Source organism: Agrobacterium sp. NPDC089420, from assembly GCF_044900305.1.
Taxonomy (GTDB): domain Bacteria; phylum Pseudomonadota; class Alphaproteobacteria; order Rhizobiales; family Rhizobiaceae; genus Agrobacterium.
In genome coordinates this window covers 50,924-71,124 of the sequence record NZ_JBJDMY010000003.1, presented here as the reverse complement: position 1 = coordinate 71,124, position 20,201 = coordinate 50,924, and the positions used below count along the sequence as shown (strand labels likewise).

Here is a 20,201-nt window from a genome sequence, read left to right as displayed (position 1 = left end):
CCGCGTCAGGGCCTGACGGGCGCGGAGCAGCAGCACCGCGCCTTGCAGCACAAAACTTCAGCCAATGCCGAGCTTTTTGGAGACTTCACCGACATTCACCTTGTTGGCGAGGAGAGCCGGGACATAGGTTTCACGCGGCAAGGTTTCACCCGCCAGATACCGCGCAACGTTCCGGATGGCCGTTCTGCCGAGTTCGGCGGGCTGCTGGGCGACATCGGCCGCAGCCGGAGAATTGGGATCGGCGACGAGCTGAAGAACCTCGGGGCTGCCATCAACGCCATAGGTCTTGATTTCCGTGCGGCCGGCCGCGGCCAGCGCCTGCGTTGCACCGAGCTGCGGAATATCCCAGGCCGACCAGATCGCCTTGATCGACCCCTTTTCCGGATATTTGTTGAGGATTGCGGTGATCTGCGTGAAAGCGTCCTGCACGGTGTTCGGAATGACGTCGCGCAGTTCCGGCTGGATGATCTTCACCTTGGGGAAATATTTGGTGACGTTGACGAGCTGGTCGTAGCGGATGGCGCAGGGCGTCACGCCGTAAAAACCGTTGAACACGACGATATTGCCCTCGCCACCGATATCGGAAACCAGCTGCAGCGCCAGATCCTTGCCGATGCCCCAATTGTCCGAGGTGGCATTGTTCAACGAATTCGTCGAACCGACATCGATGGTGAAGACGGGAATGCCCGCATCGCGCGCCTTTTTCAGCCAGGGGTCGATGACGCTCAACGTGCCCAAAAGCTGCACGATCGCATCCGGCTTCTGGGCGATCAGCGTCTGAAGCTGCGACACCAGCTTGCCGTCATTACGGCTGGCATCAACCGCGATCGGTTCACCGCCGAGGCGCTTCACCTCCTCGATCTGGGCGTTATAGGCCTGCAGATCGAAGAAATGATCCGTGCCCGTGGCGCTGATGCCAATGCGCTTGCCCTTGAGGGAAAGTTCCTGTTCGGCGAAAGCCTGCGAACCCGACGCCGCCTGCGTGCCAACGGCTGCGGCGGCGACCGCGGCGAGTTTCAGGAGATTGCGGCGGTTGAAACCGGAGGAGAAAATATCTTCTGTCATGTGCGTCCCCAAAATAGATATAATCCATAAATAAAATATGGAATCTGGCCCCGACAGACAGGATTTTCCAAATGCAGGCCGATGCGGAAAATTTTTAAGCCGGCGGATCGGATGGATTGGGTTGCGGCAACGAAGATAACCGCAACGCCACTTATCGAACGGCGAAGGAGGCAGCGATCATCTGCGCGCCGCCGCCCGTGCTCCACGTCCTTCTTACACTTCGGTTTTTTCCTTCTCGGTTTGCGGCGCTATTCCCACGCCTCCATGCGGCGCTGGTGAAGTGCCGTTGACGGCGAAATTCCCGACGATACGGTCGTGATAGATACGGGGATTGTGCGACGTTATGGTGCGGGCATTTCGCCAGTGACGGTCCAGACCATGGCTGCGTTTTGCCGCGGAGGCGCCAAGCGCGTCGAAGAGGATCGTGGATGCATCGAGGATCAGATTGCTGACCACCGTGACCGATTGGCTGACTTCGAGTTCCGCATTGCGGTTTGCCAGCGCAATGCCGTCCTCATCTGCGGAAAGATTGGCTTCATAGGCAGCCTGCAGGGCCTCTGCGGCCTTCAACACGATGACGCCGGCGCTATAGGCCGCCCCCCTGACCCGCCCAACGACCTGAAGCACCTGCGGGTCTTCGGCAAAACGAGAGGCATTGCTGCGTTGATAGACCCGCTTGCGTTCCGCGACATGACGGGCGATTTCCGAAGCGGCCGCACGGCCGATACCGGCAAGCGAGGCCAGATGAACGAGTTGGAAAAAGCCGCCCGAATAGCTGAAGCGAAGGGCACTGGGTTTGATGAGATCTTCGGCAATCGCCACGTCCGTAAAACGCGCCGTGCCGCTGGCCGTCAGCGCCTGGCCAAAACCGTCCCAGTCATCGAGAATCTCGACGCCGTCCGCCTTGGTGGGAACAAGTGCCCCGACCGGCACGCCGTCACCATCCACGGCGCCCAGCGTTATCCAGTCGGCATAGAGCGAACCGGTCGTATAATATTTCTCGCCATTCAGCCGCCAGCCGCTGTCATCGCGGGTAAGCTGGGTGGAATAGGTTCCAAGCCGGGCATCGCCAACTTCGGAAAACCCGCTGCCAATGGTCTCGCCCTGCCCGATCCGCTCCAGCCATGCATCCCGCCATGGCGAAGGTTCTGCGTTGAGCAAATCCTCCGTGAAGCCCAAATGGCTGCGGTAAGCATTGGTGAGATTGGGATCCGCTTCCGCCAGTTCGATGATGAGGCCGAAAAGTTCAGGCAATGTCAGGCCGAGGCCACCGAATTTTTCCGGTAGGCGCAGCCTGGAAAAACCGGCCTCTTTCAAAACATCATAGTCATTGAAACGAAGCTCGCGGCCAAGATCATGTCGTATGGCGTCTCTACCGATATCGGAAAAAATTCCCCGAAATCTCTCGGCTATCGTGTCGAAGCGTCTGCTGGGCGCGGAACCCCAGGCCTGGCTGGCATTGGTCATTACAAATCCCTGTCCGTGGAGCGGTCTGGCGAAATCCGAGCCGCGCTTATGCCGCGGCCGCTTCGACATCCTGTTCGAAATCATGCAGATGAAGAGCGATTTCAAAACCTCGCCGCTTCAGCCAATGCGCCACGACACGGGCGCGGGCACCCAGCAGGTCATCCACGAGAACGACCCGGGCGCCCCGCACGGCAATGGTGCGATAGGCGACACCGAGAAGCTGCCCGCCTTCCGAGGAAATAGAGCCTTCAAGATGCGAAGCCGCGAATTCTTCCGGCGTTCTCACGTCAAGAAAATAGGTCGTGCGCGTCTTGTCCCGCAGCCATGTTTCAACCGTCGGGCGGTCGATGAACAGCAGATCGTCGTCACCGGAGAATGTTTCGAGCCGCGCCTTCGCAATGTCCTTGGCGTCGTCACTGGCAGGCGGATAGGTTTGTGAACGCCCCGTTTCCAGTTCAAACCCATCATCCGTCCAGCCGCGCGTCCCTTCGTGCAGATAGCTGACGTCGTTTTCGACTCCGGCGTCGATCAATGTCTGCGCCCCGAGGATTGCACGGGGCAAACCGGCGCATGACACGACGACCCTCGTTTTGGACGAGGGCACGAGATCGGAAAAACGCAGCAGAAGTTCCGCACCCGGCACGCCGATGGCGCCCGGCACATGCGCCTTTTCATATTCCGCTATCGTGCGCGTGTCGATGACGACGACATCCTCGCCGGCTTCCTGCCAGGCCTTCAGCTCGCGCGCGAAAACCACCGGCGTGTTCTTTTCTCTCCGTATCTTCTGAACGAAGGGGACGCCGGGAATATCAAATGTCGGCAAGGCGTCCACGCCGCCCGCGATCCACGCCGGAATTCCGCCGCGCAGGAAATGAATGTCGCTCCAGCCTTTTGCGGCAAGCCGTTCCGCCGCCTGTTGCGCGCGCCCTGATCCGTCATCCACCAGAACCGTTCGCACGACAGGGCGCGGGATGAAGCGGTCTATTTCCGCCTCCAGCCTTTCAGCCGGCAGATTGGTCGCAAACAGCGGTGAGGCATATCCCACCTCTTCTGCGGAGCGAATGTCGAGAATGGCAAGTTCCTTGCCATCTCCCAGCCATTCGATGAGACGATCCTTGCTGACTGCATGTATGGACATTGCGTATCCTCCTGACAAATCCTGGTTTTTCACTGGGGGTTTCAGGCCGTCGGGTCCAGCCACAGGTCACCGAAACTCCAGTTGAGACCCTGTGCGCCGGTGACGTAGTTCTTGACCCGCTTGCGCGCCACGATCTGGCTTCCAGCCGCAACAAGATCGACGGAGGCGACTTCGTCGTGGATGAGGTGCTGAAACTGGCTCCAGATCACCCAGCGCTTTTTCGCATCGGGCTCGATCGCCGCCGCCTCGAGAAGTGCGTCCGCCTCCGGATTGGCGTAATTGGCGGCATTGGAAAACGGCAGGCCGATCTTGAAATTCTTGCTCCAATAGGCGCGCTGAATGCCGAGCGATGGATCGAAGGTATTGGAAAGGGATTCCACCACCAGATCGAAGGCGCGGTCCGTATAAACGGTCTTCAGATAGGTCGGGAGGTCGTATTTGCGGATCTCGACGGAAATGCCGATCTTCTCGAGCTGGCTGCGAAGGACATCCGCATAACCCGGCGTCAGGTAGGAATTATAGGTCAACCGCGCTGAAAACCGCCTGCCGCCATCCTTGCGGGGATATCCCGCCGCATCGAGCAGTTTCTCCGCTTCCTTCGGGTCGTAGGCGTGGGCCTTGACCGACGGGTCATACCAGTTCGGCAGGGCCGTGCTGACGGGGCTCGGCGATATCTGCGCATAACCGAAGAGCGCCACATTGACGATTTCATCGAGATTGATCGCCTTTGCAATGGCGAGGCGAACCTCTTTCTTGCGGAAGATTTCGTTATCGTAGTTGAAGAACAGCTGCTGCTGCGGTCCCGCATAGTCATAGGTGTTCGTATCGAGAACCAGATCCGGGTTCTGCTTCAACCGTTCGAGATCCGCCAGCGGGACCGGATTGTCGCCGATATCGACCTCACCCGTCTCCAGCGCCACGGCCCGTGCGGCCGGATCGGTGATGATGCGCAGAATGATGCGGTCAAGATATGGTTTGCCGGCATCCCAATAGTCGGGATTGCGGTCGAAGATCAGATGGCTGCCCGGCGTCCATTCCGTCAGCCGGAAAGGACCGGTGCCAATCGCCGTCTGCAGCGTCTGGCCGTCGGCGGGCTTCAGCTTCTCGAAAATGTGCTTCGGCACGATCGGCGATTCCGAACTCGACTGCGCGGCGATCAGAAAAGGCGCCGGTTTGGACAGAACGATGATGGCGGTCAAGGGATCGGGTGTCTCGACCGCCTCGACGTTCTGATAGGTGATGCGGCCGCGCGGATGGGCTTCCTTCAGACGGAAAATCGAAAAGGCAACGTCTTCCGAGGTGAAATCCTTGCCGTCGTGCCACTTTACATTCGGCCGGAGCTTGAACGTATAACGCAGATGGTCATCGGAAACGGACCATTCCGTGGCCAGCAAGGGCTGCGGAGTAAGATCGAAATCAAATGTCAGAAGACCTTCCACGATCTTCGGGCCGATCGCCTGCCCCGTTCCGGACGACGTATTGATGGCAAAAAGCGCATTGCCGGGATCGACACGATAGAGCAGGTTGAGCGTGCCGCCGGACAAGGGCCGGCCCGCGTTGCCGTTTGCCGCGAATACCGAACCCGGCAGGGCGGTTCCCGCCGTTGCCAGAAGAAGCATCTTGTTGAACTGCCGGCGTCCTATCGTCATGAAAATCCCCGTTTGAAACAGCGTTTCGATGACAAAAGCATCGGGGCAAAGCGGCGCGTTCCTAAGAAGAAAATTCTTCCTGACCCGCAAAGAAAACATTTCTTGCAGAATTCCATTCCGGAACGCCGCCAATCAGGCACCAAATTTGTGCTGAATCCCCCGGCGGCCTTGGATTGCCGTTACGCGTCTTCAAAGCCTCGCGCGATAAAAGGAAATCGCGCCGGCATGTCTTTCAAATCCCGCATGGAAATGTTGTTTCACGGAAAAATCGCGAATGAGTAGGACATTGCTCGGCACAGCCGCCGGTAGGGCATATCAAGTGACAGGCAATTTGCGACCTTTCCCGGCCCCCTCGACATTACGGAGTTTTCCAAGATGACCCTGTTCAGCCCCATCACCAGACCGGAAATTCCACAGCAGCGGGTCGAAGCCCGTTACGGTGCGGAAGCAACGTTTTCCCCGCCCTTCTGGAATGACACCATCGATGCATTGCTGAACCACCGCACCGCCCGCGCCTATCTGCCCAAAGCGCTGCCGGAGGGCAGCCTGGAACTCTTGGTCGCGGCCGCACAATCCGCTCCGACCTCCTCCAATCTGCAGGCATGGAGCGTGGTGGCGGTGCAGGACAGGGAGCGCAAGGCGCGTCTGGCGGATTTTACCGGCGGCAACGCCCATATAAAGGACGCGCCCGTTTTCCTCATCTGGCTGATAGATCTGAAGCGGCTGCGAACGATCGCCTCCAGCCATGGCAACCAGGGCGAAGGCCTGGATTATCTGGAAAGCTTCCTGATCGGCGCCATCGATGCGGCGCTGGCCGCACAGAACGCCGTCGCTGCAATCGATTCACTCGGCCTCGGCTCCTGTTATGTGGGCGGCATTCGCAACAGGCCGGAGGACGTGTCCCGCGAGTTGAAGCTGCCGCCCGAAACGGTCGCCGTTTTTGGTCTCACCGTCGGTTACCCCGACCCGGCCGTGAAAACCGACGTCAAACCGCGCCTGCCGCAATCATCCATCCTGTTTCACGAGACCTATTCGGAATCCGCACGCGACGACCTTGCTGCCTATGACGCGGTTTTGAGGGTGTTTCAGGAAAAACAGGGGCTTCCGCAAAATGGCTGGACAGCGCCTATCGCCCAGCGCGTGCGCGACGCCGATGCGCTGAAGGGCCGTGCGGAACTGAGCAGCACATTGCGCCATCTCGGTTTCGGCATCAAATAGACACCGGCAACGGCCCTGCCATTTTACCGCCGATGATGAGCTTTGATCCGCGGGTAACCGCTTTACGCAGTGGCAAATGTGGAGCCGAGAAGGGCTCTTGCTTCACGACGATAATGATCGACGCCATTATCGTCGCGGTCGCGCCGGCCGGGAAGATCGACGATAATTTCCTCAACGATATGCCCCGGCCAGGGCTTCATCACCACGATCCGGTTCGCCAACAGCACAGCCTCATCAATATCGTGGGTGACGAGGATGATCGTCGGGCGGCTTTCTTCCCATATGTCCAGGAGATGATTTTGCAGTGCGGCGCGCGTCAACGCATCAAGCGCCGAGAACGGTTCATCGAGAAGCAGAACCTCGGGCTGGGTCACCAGTGCCCGCGCAATTGCCACGCGCTGCGCCTGTCCGCCGGAAAGCTCCTTGGGCAGCCGGTTTTCGTAGTCCTCGAGATGGACTTGCCCGAGGGCGAGGCGTGTTCGCCGCTCCCGCTCGGCAGCGGGAAGATGGGTCAGGCCGAAGCCGATATTGTCCTTGACCGTCAGCCATGGCAGCAGGCGCGGCTCCTGAAAGATCAGGTTGATCAGCGGATGCGGCTCTGTGACGATCTCGCCATTGATCGCCACCGTTCCGCGGCTCGGCCGTTCAAGCCCGCTGATCAGCCGCAACAATGTGCTCTTGCCGCAGCCGGAGCCGCCGATCACCACGAGGATTTCGCCGCGCGGCACGTTGAGCGTGAAGCCGCCAAGCGCCTGGACACCGCTGTCATAGGTCTTGGAAAGTCCGTTGAGCGACAGCATCACGCCCCCTCCCGCTTGAAATTGTCCTGCCAGGCGACAAGCGGCGATGTCAGCAACACGAGCAACCCGTCGGACAATTTGCCGATGATGGCGAAGATGATGATCGACGCCACGATTTGATCGGGCTTGCCGAGCTGCTGGCCATCGACCAGCAGATAACCCAGGCCTTCGGAAGCGCCCATGAATTCGGCGGCAACCACGAACATCCAGCCAAGCCCAAGGCCCGAACGCAACGAAACGATGAAGGATGGCAGCACCGCAGGAAACAGGATGCGGCGCACAAGATCAAAGCCGGACAGCCTGAAAATCCGGCCGACCTCCACGATCTTGCGATCCACCGACAGAAGCGCCGTCGAGACGCCGAGATAAACGGGGAAAAACACGCCGGTCGCAATGAGGACGACCTTCGACGTTTCAAAAATGCCGAACCATAGGATGAACAGCGGCACCCAGGCGATTGACGGGATGGCACGCAGGGCCTGCAGCGTCGGATCGATCAGGCGGCGTGCGACACCGAAAAAGCCGGTGATGCTGCCGAGTATGGCGCCAGCCAGTGATCCGGCGACGAAACCGAACAGCACTCGCAGACAGGTCGCGCCGACATGTTGATAGAGGTCGCCCGCCTGCGCCAGCTGCCATAGCGTGGCGATGATCCGCGAAGGCGGCGGGACAAGGCGTCCCGTCGCCAATCCCGAAAAGACCGCGAGTTCCCAGATCAGAAAACCGCCGACAGGCAGGAGTATGGCGAGCAGGGCGCGTGTGAGAAAGGGGGGCCATGCCTTCGTCGCACGGCTCTTTCCTTGAATTTCACCCTGCTCCGCCAGAATGTCGGTTGTCGTCACGTTCGGCACCGTTATTGAACGAGCGCTTCGCTGAAGCTTGGGTCGATAAGCTTGTCGGCCTCGGCCGCGATATCGGCTCCGGCCGGCAGGACCCCCGCCTGCTGCAAGGCAAGTCCCGCTTTCAGGATGGTGTCGCGCTGTTCCGAGCCGATACGGGAATATTGCAGGTCGGTGCGCTCCAGCTGCTTGGTGATGACCGCGTCGGGCAGCTTGGCTGCTTCGATCAAGGCGGCCTTCAGTGCCGCCGGATCGGCAAGCGCACGCTTGCGCGCCTGTTCATAGACACCCAGCACCCGCTTCACGACATCGGGGTGTTGGCCGGCGAAGGTTTCAGTGGTGTTCAGCACACCCCAGCTATTGTTCTCGGGCTTGCGATAAAACAGCTTTGCGCCGTCCTCCACTTCGGCAGCGGCCATCAGCGGATCAAGACCGGCCCAGGCATCGACGTCGCCGCGGGTGAGCGCAAGGCGGCCATCGGCGTGCTGGAGCAGAACGAACTTCACATCGCCATCCTTCAGTCCGGCATCGGCCAGCGCCCGGACGAGAAAAATATGCGGATCGGTGCCGCGGGTGACCGCAACCGACTTGCCCTTGAGGTCGGCAACGCTGGCAATCTTGGAATCCTTGCCGGTGACCAGCGCGGTCCATTCCGGACGCGAATAGACATAGACCGACTTGATGGGATTGCCGTTGACACGCGCGATCAGAGCGGCGGCGCCGGCCGTGGAACCGAAATCGATGGAGCCGGCATTGAGAAATTCAAGCGCCTTGTTCGAACCGGCCGATTGCACCCACCTTATGGCGATACCGTCCTTTTCGAATTCCTTTTCCAAAAGCCCTTCCTTCTTGAGAAGAAGGCCGACCGGATTGTAGGTCGCCCAGTCGATGCGAATTTCCGACAGGTCAGCGGCCGCCGCCGGCGCCAGTCCCAGACCGATGAAGCCGGCAACCGCCGCAAGCCTCGCAATGATAGATCGCATGAATGAGCCCTCTCCAGAAAAACAGTGGTGAGAGCCTAGGGACTTGATGGCCTCAGGATAAGGAAAGATGTTCCATTGTCGTGTTTGCCTATGGAATTTATCAGCTTAAATGAAACGCAAGTTGATCCAAAATTTCAACGCAGGCGCTGCCATGGCGCACAGCCGCGGAACCCAAAGGAAAACCGTTTTGGCCGGACCCCGCTACAGGGTGCGTGCGTAATGCCGGGAGGACAGGCGATCACCGTAACCGAACATCCTGTTGCGGAGAGAGCCGCCTCCATAGGAGGTCTTGTAAGCCCCGCGCGCCTGAAGCTCCGGTACGACAATATCGATGAAGGTTTCGTAGCTTTCCGGCACCACGGTCCGGGTCAGGTTGAACCCGTCGATCCCGCTTTCCTCCACCCATCTGATCAGCTCGGCAGCGACTTTGGCGCCATCGCCGACGATCAGCGGATATCGGCCACCGATCGCCAGTTCTTTCAGCAATTGCCGCCTGGTCCAGCCCTTTTCGCGCGCAAGCTGGTTGACCGACTGGATGGCGTTGCCCTTGCCATAGGAAATAGGCTCGTCCGGATCGTAGCGGGAAATATCCACGCCGCTGCCTGCCGAAAAATGGGCGAGCCCCGCCTCCGGACTGGCATGGTCGAGATAGTCGGACAAGCTATGCTCGGCTTCCGCCACCGTTCTGCCGGCCACGACAGTGATGCCGAGGAAGATTTTGACATCCTCGGCACGCCGGCCGGCGGCAACCACCTCCTCGCGTAGGGCCTTCACCGTCCGTCCCGCAGCGGCGGGGTCCGTGGCGCCGATGAAGATGCATTCCGCGTGGCGAGCGGCAAACCGCTTGCCGCGGCCGGACGCGCCGGCCTGATAGAGCACGGGCGTCCGCTGCGGCGACGGTTCGGCCAGATGGTAGCCATGTGAGCGATAATAGGGACCGTCATGGCGAATCTTGCGGACGCGGCCCGGCTCCGCATAGATGCGGCGCGCCTTGTCCAGCACCACGGCATCGTCATCCCAGCTGCCCTCCCAAAGCTTGTAGAGCAGGTCGAGATAATCGTCAGCCCGGTCATAACGGTCGTCATGCGCGATCATGCCATCCTGGCCAAGCGCATGGGCGGCACTGTCGAGATAACCGGTCACGATGTTCCAGCCGATCCGTCCTTCGGTCAGATGATCCAGCGTCGACATGCGGCGGGCGAATGTATAGGGATGTTCGACACCGGTATTGACCGTGATGCCGAAACCGAGATCGCGCGTGACTGCGGCCATTGCCGAAACGAGCATGGCCGGATCGTTGACGGGAAGCTGTATGGATTCCTTTAGCGTCAGATCGGCCGATCCCTGATAGATGTCGTAAACACCGACGATATCGGCCAGAAACAGCCCATCGAACAGGCCGCGCTCCAGCGTGCGGGCAAGATCGGTCCAGTAATCGAGCTTCTTGTATTCGTGCGACCGGTCGCGGGGATGCGTCCAGAGGCCATGATTAATGTGCCCGACGCAGTTCATATTGAAGGCATTGAGAAGAATCTCTTTTGTTTCTTTCATCAGATGGTTCCCGATCCGGTTTGGTCAAATGACGCCAGCAGGCGATGGCCGCCTCCTGAATGGCGGCGGCATGGGAAGGGCGTTCGACAGACAGGAGAGAATGGCGGCCTTTAGCGGGCACGCAGGCGGCGCACCGCGAAATCGCCGACGAACTGGACAAGGCAGACGATGGCGATCAGAACCGCAATCACCACCAGCATCACCGTCGTATCGAAACGCTGATATCCATAACGGATGGCAACGTCCCCCAATCCGCCGGCGCCGACAGCACCGGCCATGGCGGATGCGCCGATCATCGACACGATGGTGATGGTGAAGCCGCCGACCAACCCTGGCAAGGCCTCCGGCAGAAGAACATGGCGAATAATGTGCCAGCGGCGGCAGCCGATGGCCTGGGCAGCCTCGATCAGCCCGTGATCGACCTCCCGCAGACTGACCTCGGCGATACGGGCAAAAAACGGTGTGGCACTGATTGAAAGCGGCACCACGGCGGCCCACACGCCGATGGTCGTGCCGGTGACCAGCCGCGTGAAGGGCAGAAGCGCCACGAGCAGCACGATGAACGGCGTTGCCCTGAACCCGTTGATGATCGCGCCGAGCACCCGATTGGCGCGCGGCGCCTGGATCAGTCCGCCCGGTGCAGAGAGGACCAGAAAGACGGCAAGCGGGATGCCGGCGAGCAACGCCACGGAAGCCGAGGCGCCGACCATCAGGACCGTGTCCAGAAAAGCCTTCCAGAGGCGGTCAATCATCAGAGGCGACATAACCGACGATCCTTATATGACTGGCGAGAGAGACGGAGAGGCTTTCCGCGATCCGTTCGATATTGCGGCCTTTATGGGGAACGCTGAGGATCAGGCGCCCGCCGACATGACCCTGAATGCGATCCAGATTGCTCTGGATAAGTCGCGTGTCGGGGCCGAAAACCGCTCCCAGTTGCGACAGGTCCGGCGCATCGCCGTCGGCACCGGTAAATACCAGCTCGACGATGGCGCGACTTGCGCCGCCGCCGGGCCGCTCCGTGCGTAGCGCCGCGGCCAGGTCTTCCGGCAGGCCGCGGGTAAGCGGCGCCAGCAAAGCGCGGGTCGCATCATGTTGCGGATTGCCGAAAACCCGCCAGACCGCGCCGCTTTCGGCGGTCTCACCCTGCTCCAGAACCAGGACGTGATCGCAGATCTCGCGGATGACGCTCATCTCATGGGTGATCAGGACGATGGCGAGCCCAAGCCGGCGATTGATGTCCTTGAGAAGTTGCAGGATCGAAAGGGTCGTTTCGGGATCGAGCGCCGAAGTCGCCTCGTCGCAAAGGAGAATCTCCGGTCGACTGACCAAAGCGCGGGCAATGCCGACACGCTGTTTCTGCCCGCCGGACAATCGTGAAGGATATGTTTTTTCCTTTCCCTCCAGCCCGACCAGACGCAGAACCTCGGTCACACGCGTGCGGATTTCATCGGCCGGCACGCCGGCGACCAGCAGCGGCAGAGCGACATTTCCGAAAACCGTCTTGGCCGACAGAAGATTGAAATGCTGGAAAATCATGCCGACCCGGCGACGAAATGCGACCAGGTCATTTTCGCCAAGTGTGGCAATGTCCTCGCCGCCCACGATCACCCGGCCGGACGTCGGACGCTCGAGACGATTGATGGTGCGAATGAGGCTGGACTTACCCGCGCCGGATCGCCCGATGATACCGAAGATAGAGCCGGCCGGTATATCGATCGTGATGTCCTTGAGCGCATCAACTCTGCCCGATGAGGAATGGTAGGTTTTTCCCAGTGCGTCGAAACGGATGATGGTCCCTGAGGCGCCGCCCCCTCTCCTCAGAGAAGGGGTGGTCGCAGCCCCGGCTTCCTCATGCGCATGGGCGGAGCGTTTGAAACGGCCCTCCACGGGCGCATCGAAGAATGCCGAGCTCATCGTCACCACGCAATCGTGTAGAGCTTCGGATTACCCGCGAAACCCTTGTCTATGGCTTCGCGCACCACCTTGGAAGACTGATAGAGTTCGACGATTTTCTTGAGCGCCGGATTTTCCGCCTTGGCCTTGTTGGCCGCAAAAACGATGGCGAACTGCTTGTCGTCAATGCCGGAATAGATCAGCGCCGAACCGGGATCAAACGTTTTCGCAGCGATGATGAAGTGCGGATAGCCGAGTGCGAGATCAACGTCGCCGGTGATACGCGCCAATTGCGGACCCTCGACTTCCGTGAAAGTCACCTTCCTTGGATTTTCCACGATATCGTCAAGCGTTCCCTGAAAACCGACGCCTTCCTTGAGCTTGATCAGACCGCCTTTCTCGAGCAGCAACAGCCCGCGCCCCTGATTGACGGGATCGTTGGCGATCGCGACGGTCGCACCTTCGGGAACGCTGGCGAAATCCTTATGCTTCAAGGAATAAATGCCGATATTGGCAAGCGTGCCGGTTCCGATCGGAACGATGTCATAGCCCTTCTGCTTGATGGCATTGGCCAGGAAAGGCTTGTGCTGGAAATAATTGAGATCGAGGTCGCCAGCCTGCAACGCTTCGTTGGGCGTCGTCCAGTCACTGAACTCAATTACCTCAAGGTCGATACCCTGCGCCTTCGCCTCGGGCACCAGCGCCTCGACGGAATCTCCATAGACACCCGGAACGACACCGATCTTGACCGTCTCCGCAAAGGCCGGTGCAGATATTGCGATTATCGCAGCAAAAAAAATGTAAAGAAACTTCATGTGCCCCTCTCGAATAAACAATATTTATAAAATTAGTAGATTTATTGGAGTTTGAGAGGGACTGCTTTTCGCACGGACGTTGATGAGGGAAAAAATTTGCCCCGTGACCGAACTTTGGCGCATCGGTCGCACTGCCGCTCCCCGACAGCACGTCTCGACGCCAAAGACGCTGGCGCAAGGATTTAATCGCTGCCATGGCGGATAAAAGAAACCCTCCACGAAGGAGGGTTTCTCATAGGCCGGCGGCCGAAATGTGCGATGCGCTCAAAAAGCAACAATCACAGGGTTAGAGAGCGCTTTGTCGAACCACGGTGATCTTACCGAGCTCGACCAGGGGCGTAACGTCAAGCCGTCGCCCTTCACCGGACAAATCAAGACTGTATCGAAATATCTTTTCGATTGGCTGATCGTCATTCTCATGGATTTTCTCCGTCCCGATATAGGGGCCGGCAGGAATGGGAATGCCCGAGGCCTCACAATCCTCGAGAGCGCGAAAACGTACAGGTGCACCTTCCATTTGTTCCTCCATAGGCTCAATCAAATGAAAACCAATGCAGCGGGTACTGCCGGAATATATTGCTTTGAAACGAAACGTGAAGCAATCGGCGAAATTTGATGGAAGAAAACAAACCTCGGCCGAATGAAATATCTGGCGCGCAAAGCGATAAACCAGCGCCGCAAATCCGACAAACGGCAATTCCGGCAGCGCGGCGCGCGCAGCCCGATGGATGTCAGATGATGTATTCCGGCTCGCTCATCACCTGGTTCATGCTGACGCCCGGCAACTCCGCTTCCCGGCGCGGCGGTGCGATCGGGCGGGCGGGTACACCGACGACCGACGTATAGGGAGCGACCGCACTGACCACGACGCTGCCCGCCCCCACCTTGGCGCCCGTGCCGATCTCGATATTGCCGAGAATCTTCGCTCCGGCGCCGATCAGGACACCACGTCTCACCTTCGGATGGCGATCGCCGCTTTCCTTGCCGGTCCCGCCAAGCGTGACGTTCTGGAGAATGGAAACGTCATCCTCCACCACTGCCGTCTCGCCGATGACCAGGCCGGAGCCGTGATCGAGCATGATGCCCTTGCCCATTTTCGCCGCCGGATGAATATCGACGCTGAACACCTCGGAAATGCGGCTCTGGATATGACGGGCGAGATGCACGCGCTGGTGATGCCACAGCCAATGGGCGACCCGCTGGCCCTGAAGCGCAACAAAACCCTTGAAATACAAAAATGGCGTCAGGATTTCCGTATTGGAAGGATCCCGCTCCTTGACGGCCAGAAGATCGGATGCGGCACTGGAAAGAATGCTGTGATCATTGAGAAAGGCCTGACCGATAATCGACAGGAGCTCTTCCTGATCCAGATCGTGATTGGCAAGCTTCAGAGCGATGCGATGTGCCAGCGCCTGGGTGAAACTCGTATGGTAAAGCACCGCCGAATTCATCGCCCGGACCAAGGCAGGGTCCCTGGCTGAAGCTTCGACGGCCTCGGAACAGAGGGCTTCCCATATTCCCGCGACTTCGCCCGAAACGGCCGGCTCCTTCGAAAGGTGGCCAAAATTGCCGAGCTGCAAAACCATGCATCGTCCCTTTCCATTGTCGGGTGACGCCGTACGAATCTCAAGACATCCGGTCGGCGTCTGGATTTTACTCCCCAAAGCGGGCGCATCCGTACATTTATATCGGTATGAGCCGTGCAGATCGCGCAAGAAGACCACGCACAATCTCGATGGATTAAAAAGAAAAACCAAATATCTGGAGGCTCACAGCATATGATTGCTTTTGATCGCCGTGGCGAATACCGGGTTGAGATGATGTCCGGCAAAGGGTATCAGGTGCCCCGGTCCCCGGCGGAGCTTCCGCAAGCAACAAGGCATATCCTGACATGATCCCGGACTTCCTCGTCACCCATTCCGGTGGCTTCCACGCCGACGAACTTTTGTCCAGCGTCGTGCTGACCCGGCTTTTCCCGCAGGCTCGCCTCGTCCGCAGCAGGGCGTCCGAATGGATCACACCCGGCGCGGACCGCATCGTCTACGATGTTGGCGGCGCTTACGATGCGGCAGCGGGCGTTTTTGACCACCATCAGCGTGGCGCCCCGTTGCGTGAGGATGATCAGCCCTACAGTTCGTTCGGCCTGATCTGGAAGCATTTCGGTCGTGACTATCTTGCCGCCATGGGCGTTCCGGAAGAGCATGTCGAAACAATTCATGCCTCTTTCGATACCAGCTTTGTGCTGCCGGTCGACCTTGTCGACAATGGCGCGCTCAGCCCCTCCATCGCCGGACCGCTCGTTGGGCTCACGCTGCCTGTCCTGCTGGAAACGCTGAAGCCTGTTTTTGACGAGACAGACCCGGAAGCGGAGGATCGCAGTTTCCACGCAGCGCTCGCTATCGCCCGCAGCTTCGTCGAGGCGAAGATTGCCAATGGCACCGCGAAATTGCGGGCCGAGGCGCTTGTGAACCGGGCTATCGTGAATGCCGGCGAAGGACATATTCTGGAACTGCCGATGGGCATGCCGTTTCGGCCCGCCATCGTCAAGGCGGGCGCAGATCATCTGCTCTTTGTCGTTCACCCACGCAACAACGACTGGTGCCTGACCGGCATCCGCCGCGCGGATGAGGGGTTTGAACTGCGGGCGGACCTGCCGGCCGCCTGGGCCGGCCTTACGAACAAAGAGCTGGAGACGGTTTGTGGTGTCGAAGGCGCAAGCTTCTGTCACAACGGTCGGTTCATCGCCGCCGCCAGAACCCGCGATGCCGCGTTGGCCATGGCGGCACTGGCGGTAAAGGAGGCTCTCCACGCGCAGGCGACGGCGGCAAAGCCGTGACCTGGTGGGGTCGCTCCTGGCCCCGCCGTCCCTGCGCCTGATGCGTTGCAGGCCAGCCTCGAAGGCGGTCCGTGTGGCACTTGGGTTGTAAGCAGACCGGCTCGCATATCTTCCGCCTTTGGCAAGCGCCGATTGGGCATCTTGGCGACCTTTGCCGCCGAGATGACGATCTCAATCGGATAATTTTCTATAGTTTTTATGGGTTTTCCGCCAAGAATTTGCCGTTCGGCAGAATTCTATAGATTGGTTTTCCTGCCAATTCGCGGCGCGTCACTTATGCTTTTCTTCATTCACATGAATTGCGAAGAAATGGCGCTATCGCCGGAAAGCTCAGTCATGACGCCCAGAACATTATTTTCCGCTGTAATCGCAGCGACGATTGGCATGGCGGCTCCGGCATTTATGGCCGAAGCGGCAGACAAAAAGGTCGTCGTCGCGTATCAGACCGACGCGCTGCCGTCCTCCGTCGCAATCGCCAACGGCGAATTCGCCAAGGAAACCGGTTACGATATCGATTTCCGCAAGTTTAATTCCGGCGCGGAAATCTTCGCCGCCATCGCATCGGGAGACGTGCAGATCGGCTATGTGGGTTCCAGCCCCTTCGCCGCCTCCACGTCGCGCGGCCTCGACGTGAGAGCCTTTTACCTGTCCTCGATCTCCGGCATCGACGAGGCGCTCGTCGTTCGCAATGGCTCGAGCATCGAAAGCCTCGACAATCTCAAGGGCAAGAAGCTGGCCGCCGCGCCGGTTTCAACAGACCACTACCAGCTTCTGCAACTGATCAAGTCGCTGGGCCTTTCCGAAAAGGACGTGCAGGTTCTGGCCATTCCGCAGCCGGAAATCGTCGCCGCCTATAATCGTGGCGACATCGACGGCGGTTTCGTCTGGGATCCGGCGCTGACCGAGCTGAAGAAAAACGGCAAGGTTCTCATCACCTCGAAGGAAGTTGCCGAAAAGGGCGCCCCAACCTTCAGCGCCTGGGTTGCGACCGGCAAATTCGCCGATGACAACAACCAATTCCTGGCCAAATTCGCATCTGTCATCAATAAATATTACGCCTCCTTTGCCACCGACAAGGCTGCATGGGGTCCCCAGAGTGAAAATGCCAGGATACTTGCCAAGCTCCTGGGCGGCACCCCGGAACAGCAGGCTGCTGCGCTGAACAATCTCAACCTGCTGACGCCCGAAGTACAGGCTTCCGACGCGTGGCTGGGCGGCGGAGAGAATTCGGGGGTTGCGAAAATCCTCAAGGCGACATCGCAGTTCCTCAAGGATCAAGGCAAGATTTCCGAAGTTCTGCCAAGCTATGCCGCGTTTACGACGGCGGATGCGCTGAAGCTCACCCAGTAAGCAAGGCGAGAGAAAACACGCACCCGCCTGTTCCCAGGGAACCGGCGGGTTTGCCATCGGGGGACCGATAAAATGCTGAAGATCCAGAATGCCACGGTTTATTTCGATGGCCATGACGGCAAGGAAATCCACGCGCTCGACCGGGTAAATCTCGATATTCCCGAAGGCGCCTTTGTGGTTGCGCTCGGCGCATCGGGTTGCGGCAAATCCACGCTTTTGAACGCTATTGCCGGATTCCTGCCGATCTCCGAGGGATCCATCTCCTTGAACGGCCGCGAGATCGTGGCGCCCGGCGCCGACCGCGGCGTCGTCTTCCAGAAGGACACCCTGCTGCCCTGGTCCAACATTGCCGACAACGTGGCGCTTGGACTGAAATTCGCAGGCATCGGCAAGAAGCAGCGGCGCGAAAAAGCCGTGGAGCTGCTTGCGCTGGTCGGCCTCAAGGATTTCGCCGCGAACTTCCCTCATGAGCTTTCCGGCGGCATGCGCCAGCGTGTCGGTATTGCACGGGCACTGGCCACCGAGCCTGATATTCTGCTGATGGACGAGCCGTTCGGCGCGCTCGACAGCCTGACACGCGAGCAGATGCAGGAATTGCTGATTTCCGTCTGGCACCGGACCGGCAAACGCATCTTTTTCATCACCCACTCCATCGAGGAAGCGCTGTTTCTCGGTACGCAGGTCATCGTCATGTCGCCCCGGCCCGGTCGGGTCGTCGCGCGTTACGATCTCGATTTCGTGCGCCGCTTCGTTGAAACCGGGGACGTGCGTTCCATTCATCTGTCGCAGGAGTTCAACACGCTGCGCGAGGAGATCCGCGAAATTCTGCACCACGACCATAACAGAACGGAGCTTCACGCATGACGACGCTGGAACTTGAGGGCAAGGTGATGGAAACCGGCCCCGCAAAGCCCAGGACAGTGAAGATGGCCGGCTTCGGGCTGGACGGCAAACCGACCGTTGCGATCAGCATCGCCGCCGCCGCCGTGCTGATTTTTGCCTGGTGGGCGGCAACGGCGCTCAAGCTCGCGCCGAGCCTCTTCCTGCCACGCCCCGGCGAAGTGCTGCATCAGTTCAGCGTTATCTACGCAGACGGTTATGCCGGCGCATCTATCGGTCAACACATCGGCGCCAGCCTGTTCCGCATCGGTCTTGCCGCCGCGCTTGCCGTCGTCACCGCCATTCCGATCGGCCTGTTGATGGGCCTGAACCGCTGGGCCAAGGGCATTCTCGATACGCCTATCGAGTTCTACTGGCCGCTGCCGCCGCTTTCCTATCTGCCATTGATGATCATCTGGCTTGGCATTGGGGAAACATCCAAGGTGACGCTGCTGTTTCTGGCCATGTTCGCCCCGATCTGCCTGTCGGCGCAAGCCGGCGTGCGTTCCGTTTCGGTGGAGCGCGCCAATGCGGCACGGTCGCTCGGCGCATCGCGCCTGCAGCTCTTCACCCATATCGTGCTGCCAAGCGCCCTGCCGGAAATCCTCACCGGCGTGCGCATTGCCTTCGGCATCGGCTGGGGAACGCTGGTTGCCGCCGAGCTGATTGCCTCCACGCGCGGCATCGGCTTCCTCATCATGTCCGCCGCGCAGTTCCTGGCGACCGATGTGGTGTTCGTCGGCATCGCCATCATCTCCGTATGCGCTTTCGGTTTCGGTTTTTCAGTCCGGCTGCTGGAGCGGATCCTCGTTCCATGGAAGGGAAAGGCCTGACAGGCCTTTCGCCTGTTCCCGGGCCGCCGCAGGCCTTCCGGATCGCTCCTACCGGCATGGTTAAAACAGCAGCCGCTTTTTTCCGACAGCTGCCACGCCCGCCACTTGAGGAATTTCAGTTCCCGGTTTTTTATTTTTTGAGATAAACATCTACGTGCCGTTTGTATTTAGGAGAAATATAGATTTTTCTTCCAATTATCTACCGAATTCGGTGGTTTTCTAGGGGATGTTTGTATATATTTTTTATGGAGAATTCATCAAGGAGTTGGATATGGCCTTTGCACCCGCCTCGCCTGCATTGACATCAAATCGTATCCGCTACTCCGAACCGTGTTGTCGCTTCCCTCTGTTCCAGATGCGTCGCCCGTCGAAAGACGGCCCACACCCAACAAGCCAGCAAAGCCAGAACAGGCGGAGAAGCAGGATGCATAGACAAACGATTGAATATCAGGGGCTGCCCGTCGGCATCGCCATTCCAAACGATGACAAGTTACGGTTCATAGCTGTCAAATTTCACGTCATCGATCTGGATAACCGGCAATTTTCCAGTGTCGCGGAATTGAAGTCGGCGATCCAGGCGCATCTGGGCGAGGAACAGGCACTGGCCGCCTGAGCGAGACGAGAGGCGATCATCGGCACGCCGGACTCCGTCTCTCCAGCAACCTCAACCGGACATGGAATTTCAGACCGGACCCGTCAAAAACAGGGCTTCGCCTCCGAGGCTCGACGTTTCCCATTTCCATCCGCTGGAAAAATAAACGCCTTTGTCAGCGCTCTGCACAACGTACTCCACGACCACGGCCTCTTCGGCGGCTACAGAAAAGCGATCGGCTGGCACAAGGACACGCGCCAGCATCGCCACATCAACGTTCACTTTCGTCT

At 59.3% G+C, this 20,201-nt stretch carries 21 protein-coding genes; 7 read left to right on the top strand and 14 right to left on the bottom strand.

Annotated features, from left to right (window positions below):
- Positions 1-57: 57 nt before the first annotated feature.
- From ACI2KA_RS05190 to ACI2KA_RS05175, 4 genes are all read right to left on the bottom strand, one after another.
- Complete coding sequence (locus ACI2KA_RS05190) at positions 58-1,065, bottom strand: sugar ABC transporter substrate-binding protein (RefSeq protein ID WP_404499849.1); 1,008 nt, start codon at positions 1,063-1,065, stop codon at positions 58-60.
- A 213-nt stretch (positions 1,066-1,278) separates the two neighbouring features.
- Positions 1,279-2,532 (bottom strand): acyl-CoA dehydrogenase family protein, encoded by a 1,254-nt coding sequence (locus tag ACI2KA_RS05185; protein WP_404499847.1) that lies wholly within the window; start codon positions 2,530-2,532, stop codon positions 1,279-1,281.
- 46 nt (positions 2,533-2,578) lie between these two features.
- Entirely contained in the window at positions 2,579-3,670 is a 1,092-nt protein-coding gene (locus ACI2KA_RS05180; protein WP_404499845.1) for a rhodanese-like domain-containing protein, read from the bottom strand.
- A 41-nt stretch (positions 3,671-3,711) separates the two neighbouring features.
- Positions 3,712-5,319 (bottom strand): ABC transporter substrate-binding protein, encoded by a 1,608-nt coding sequence (locus ACI2KA_RS05175; protein WP_404499843.1) that lies wholly within the window; start codon positions 5,317-5,319, stop codon positions 3,712-3,714.
- Between the two features lie 12 nt (positions 5,320-5,331).
- Here ACI2KA_RS05175 and ACI2KA_RS05170 point away from each other — a divergent pair, with 12 nt between their 5' ends.
- Both ACI2KA_RS05170 and ACI2KA_RS05165 read left to right on the top strand, forming a co-directional pair.
- Entirely contained in the window at positions 5,332-5,601 is a 270-nt protein-coding gene (locus ACI2KA_RS05170) for a hypothetical protein (RefSeq protein ID WP_404499842.1), read from the top strand.
- A gap of 93 nt (positions 5,602-5,694) precedes the next feature.
- Positions 5,695-6,537, top strand: a complete 843-nt coding sequence (locus ACI2KA_RS05165; protein WP_404499840.1) for an NADPH-dependent oxidoreductase — start codon at positions 5,695-5,697, stop codon at positions 6,535-6,537.
- 62 nt (positions 6,538-6,599) lie between these two features.
- Here ACI2KA_RS05165 and ACI2KA_RS05160 read toward each other — a convergent pair whose 3' ends face one another.
- The 9 genes from ACI2KA_RS05160 to cysE all read right to left on the bottom strand — a co-directional run bounded on the left by ACI2KA_RS05160 (position 6,600) and on the right by cysE (position 15,007).
- Positions 6,600-7,337, bottom strand: a complete 738-nt coding sequence (locus tag ACI2KA_RS05160) for an ABC transporter ATP-binding protein (RefSeq protein WP_404499838.1) — start codon at positions 7,335-7,337, stop codon at positions 6,600-6,602.
- On the bottom strand, positions 7,337-8,143 hold the full coding sequence (locus ACI2KA_RS05155; protein ID WP_404500425.1) for an ABC transporter permease: 807 nt from the start codon (positions 8,141-8,143) through the stop codon (positions 7,337-7,339). Before ACI2KA_RS05155 ends, ACI2KA_RS05160 begins: the two co-directional genes overlap by 1 nt.
- 47 nt (positions 8,144-8,190) lie before the next feature.
- Complete coding sequence (locus ACI2KA_RS05150; protein ID WP_404499836.1) at positions 8,191-9,159, bottom strand: aliphatic sulfonate ABC transporter substrate-binding protein; 969 nt, start codon at positions 9,157-9,159, stop codon at positions 8,191-8,193.
- A gap of 201 nt (positions 9,160-9,360) precedes the next feature.
- Positions 9,361-10,710 carry an LLM class flavin-dependent oxidoreductase gene (locus ACI2KA_RS05145; protein WP_404499834.1) on the bottom strand — a complete coding sequence of 450 codons (1,350 nt, stop codon included), beginning with the start codon at positions 10,708-10,710 and terminating at the stop codon, positions 9,361-9,363.
- A gap of 110 nt (positions 10,711-10,820) precedes the next feature.
- Entirely contained in the window at positions 10,821-11,474 is a 654-nt protein-coding gene (locus ACI2KA_RS05140) for a methionine ABC transporter permease (protein ID WP_404499832.1), read from the bottom strand.
- Positions 11,455-12,627, bottom strand: a complete 1,173-nt coding sequence (locus ACI2KA_RS05135; RefSeq protein WP_404499830.1) for a methionine ABC transporter ATP-binding protein — start codon at positions 12,625-12,627, stop codon at positions 11,455-11,457. Before ACI2KA_RS05135 ends, ACI2KA_RS05140 begins: the two co-directional genes overlap by 20 nt.
- A 2-nt stretch (positions 12,628-12,629) precedes the next feature.
- Positions 12,630-13,421 (bottom strand): MetQ/NlpA family ABC transporter substrate-binding protein, encoded by a 792-nt coding sequence (locus ACI2KA_RS05130; RefSeq protein ID WP_404499828.1) that lies wholly within the window; start codon positions 13,419-13,421, stop codon positions 12,630-12,632.
- A 286-nt stretch (positions 13,422-13,707) separates the two neighbouring features.
- A complete protein-coding gene (locus tag ACI2KA_RS05125) occupies positions 13,708-14,118 on the bottom strand; it encodes a hypothetical protein (RefSeq protein WP_404499826.1) in 411 nt (136 codons plus the stop codon).
- A 34-nt stretch (positions 14,119-14,152) separates the two neighbouring features.
- Positions 14,153-15,007 carry a serine O-acetyltransferase gene (gene cysE / locus ACI2KA_RS05120; RefSeq protein WP_404499824.1) on the bottom strand — a complete coding sequence of 285 codons (855 nt, stop codon included), beginning with the start codon at positions 15,005-15,007 and terminating at the stop codon, positions 14,153-14,155.
- A 305-nt stretch (positions 15,008-15,312) separates the two neighbouring features.
- Here cysE and ACI2KA_RS05115 point away from each other — a divergent pair, with 305 nt between their 5' ends.
- The 5 genes from ACI2KA_RS05115 to ACI2KA_RS05095 all read left to right on the top strand — a co-directional run bounded on the left by ACI2KA_RS05115 (position 15,313) and on the right by ACI2KA_RS05095 (position 19,932).
- Complete coding sequence (locus ACI2KA_RS05115; protein WP_404499823.1) at positions 15,313-16,257, top strand: MYG1 family protein; 945 nt, start codon at positions 15,313-15,315, stop codon at positions 16,255-16,257.
- Positions 16,258-16,593: 336 nt separating this feature from the next.
- Complete coding sequence (gene tauA / locus ACI2KA_RS05110; protein ID WP_404499821.1) at positions 16,594-17,607, top strand: taurine ABC transporter substrate-binding protein; 1,014 nt, start codon at positions 16,594-16,596, stop codon at positions 17,605-17,607.
- Between the two features lie 72 nt (positions 17,608-17,679).
- Positions 17,680-18,471 (top strand): taurine ABC transporter ATP-binding protein, encoded by a 792-nt coding sequence (locus tag ACI2KA_RS05105; protein WP_404499819.1) that lies wholly within the window; start codon positions 17,680-17,682, stop codon positions 18,469-18,471.
- Positions 18,468-19,319, top strand: a complete 852-nt coding sequence (locus ACI2KA_RS05100) for an ABC transporter permease subunit (RefSeq protein WP_404499817.1) — start codon at positions 18,468-18,470, stop codon at positions 19,317-19,319. The genes ACI2KA_RS05105 and ACI2KA_RS05100 overlap by 4 nt, the downstream gene beginning before the upstream one ends.
- 424 nt (positions 19,320-19,743) lie before the next feature.
- On the top strand, positions 19,744-19,932 hold the full coding sequence (locus ACI2KA_RS05095) for a hypothetical protein (RefSeq protein WP_404500423.1): 189 nt from the start codon (positions 19,744-19,746) through the stop codon (positions 19,930-19,932).
- Positions 19,933-20,001: 69 nt separating this feature from the next.
- Here the strand turns inward: ACI2KA_RS05095 and ACI2KA_RS05090 are convergent, their stop codons facing one another.
- A complete protein-coding gene (locus ACI2KA_RS05090; protein ID WP_404499815.1) occupies positions 20,002-20,193 on the bottom strand; it encodes a hypothetical protein in 192 nt (63 codons plus the stop codon).
- Positions 20,194-20,201: the final 8 nt, after the last annotated feature.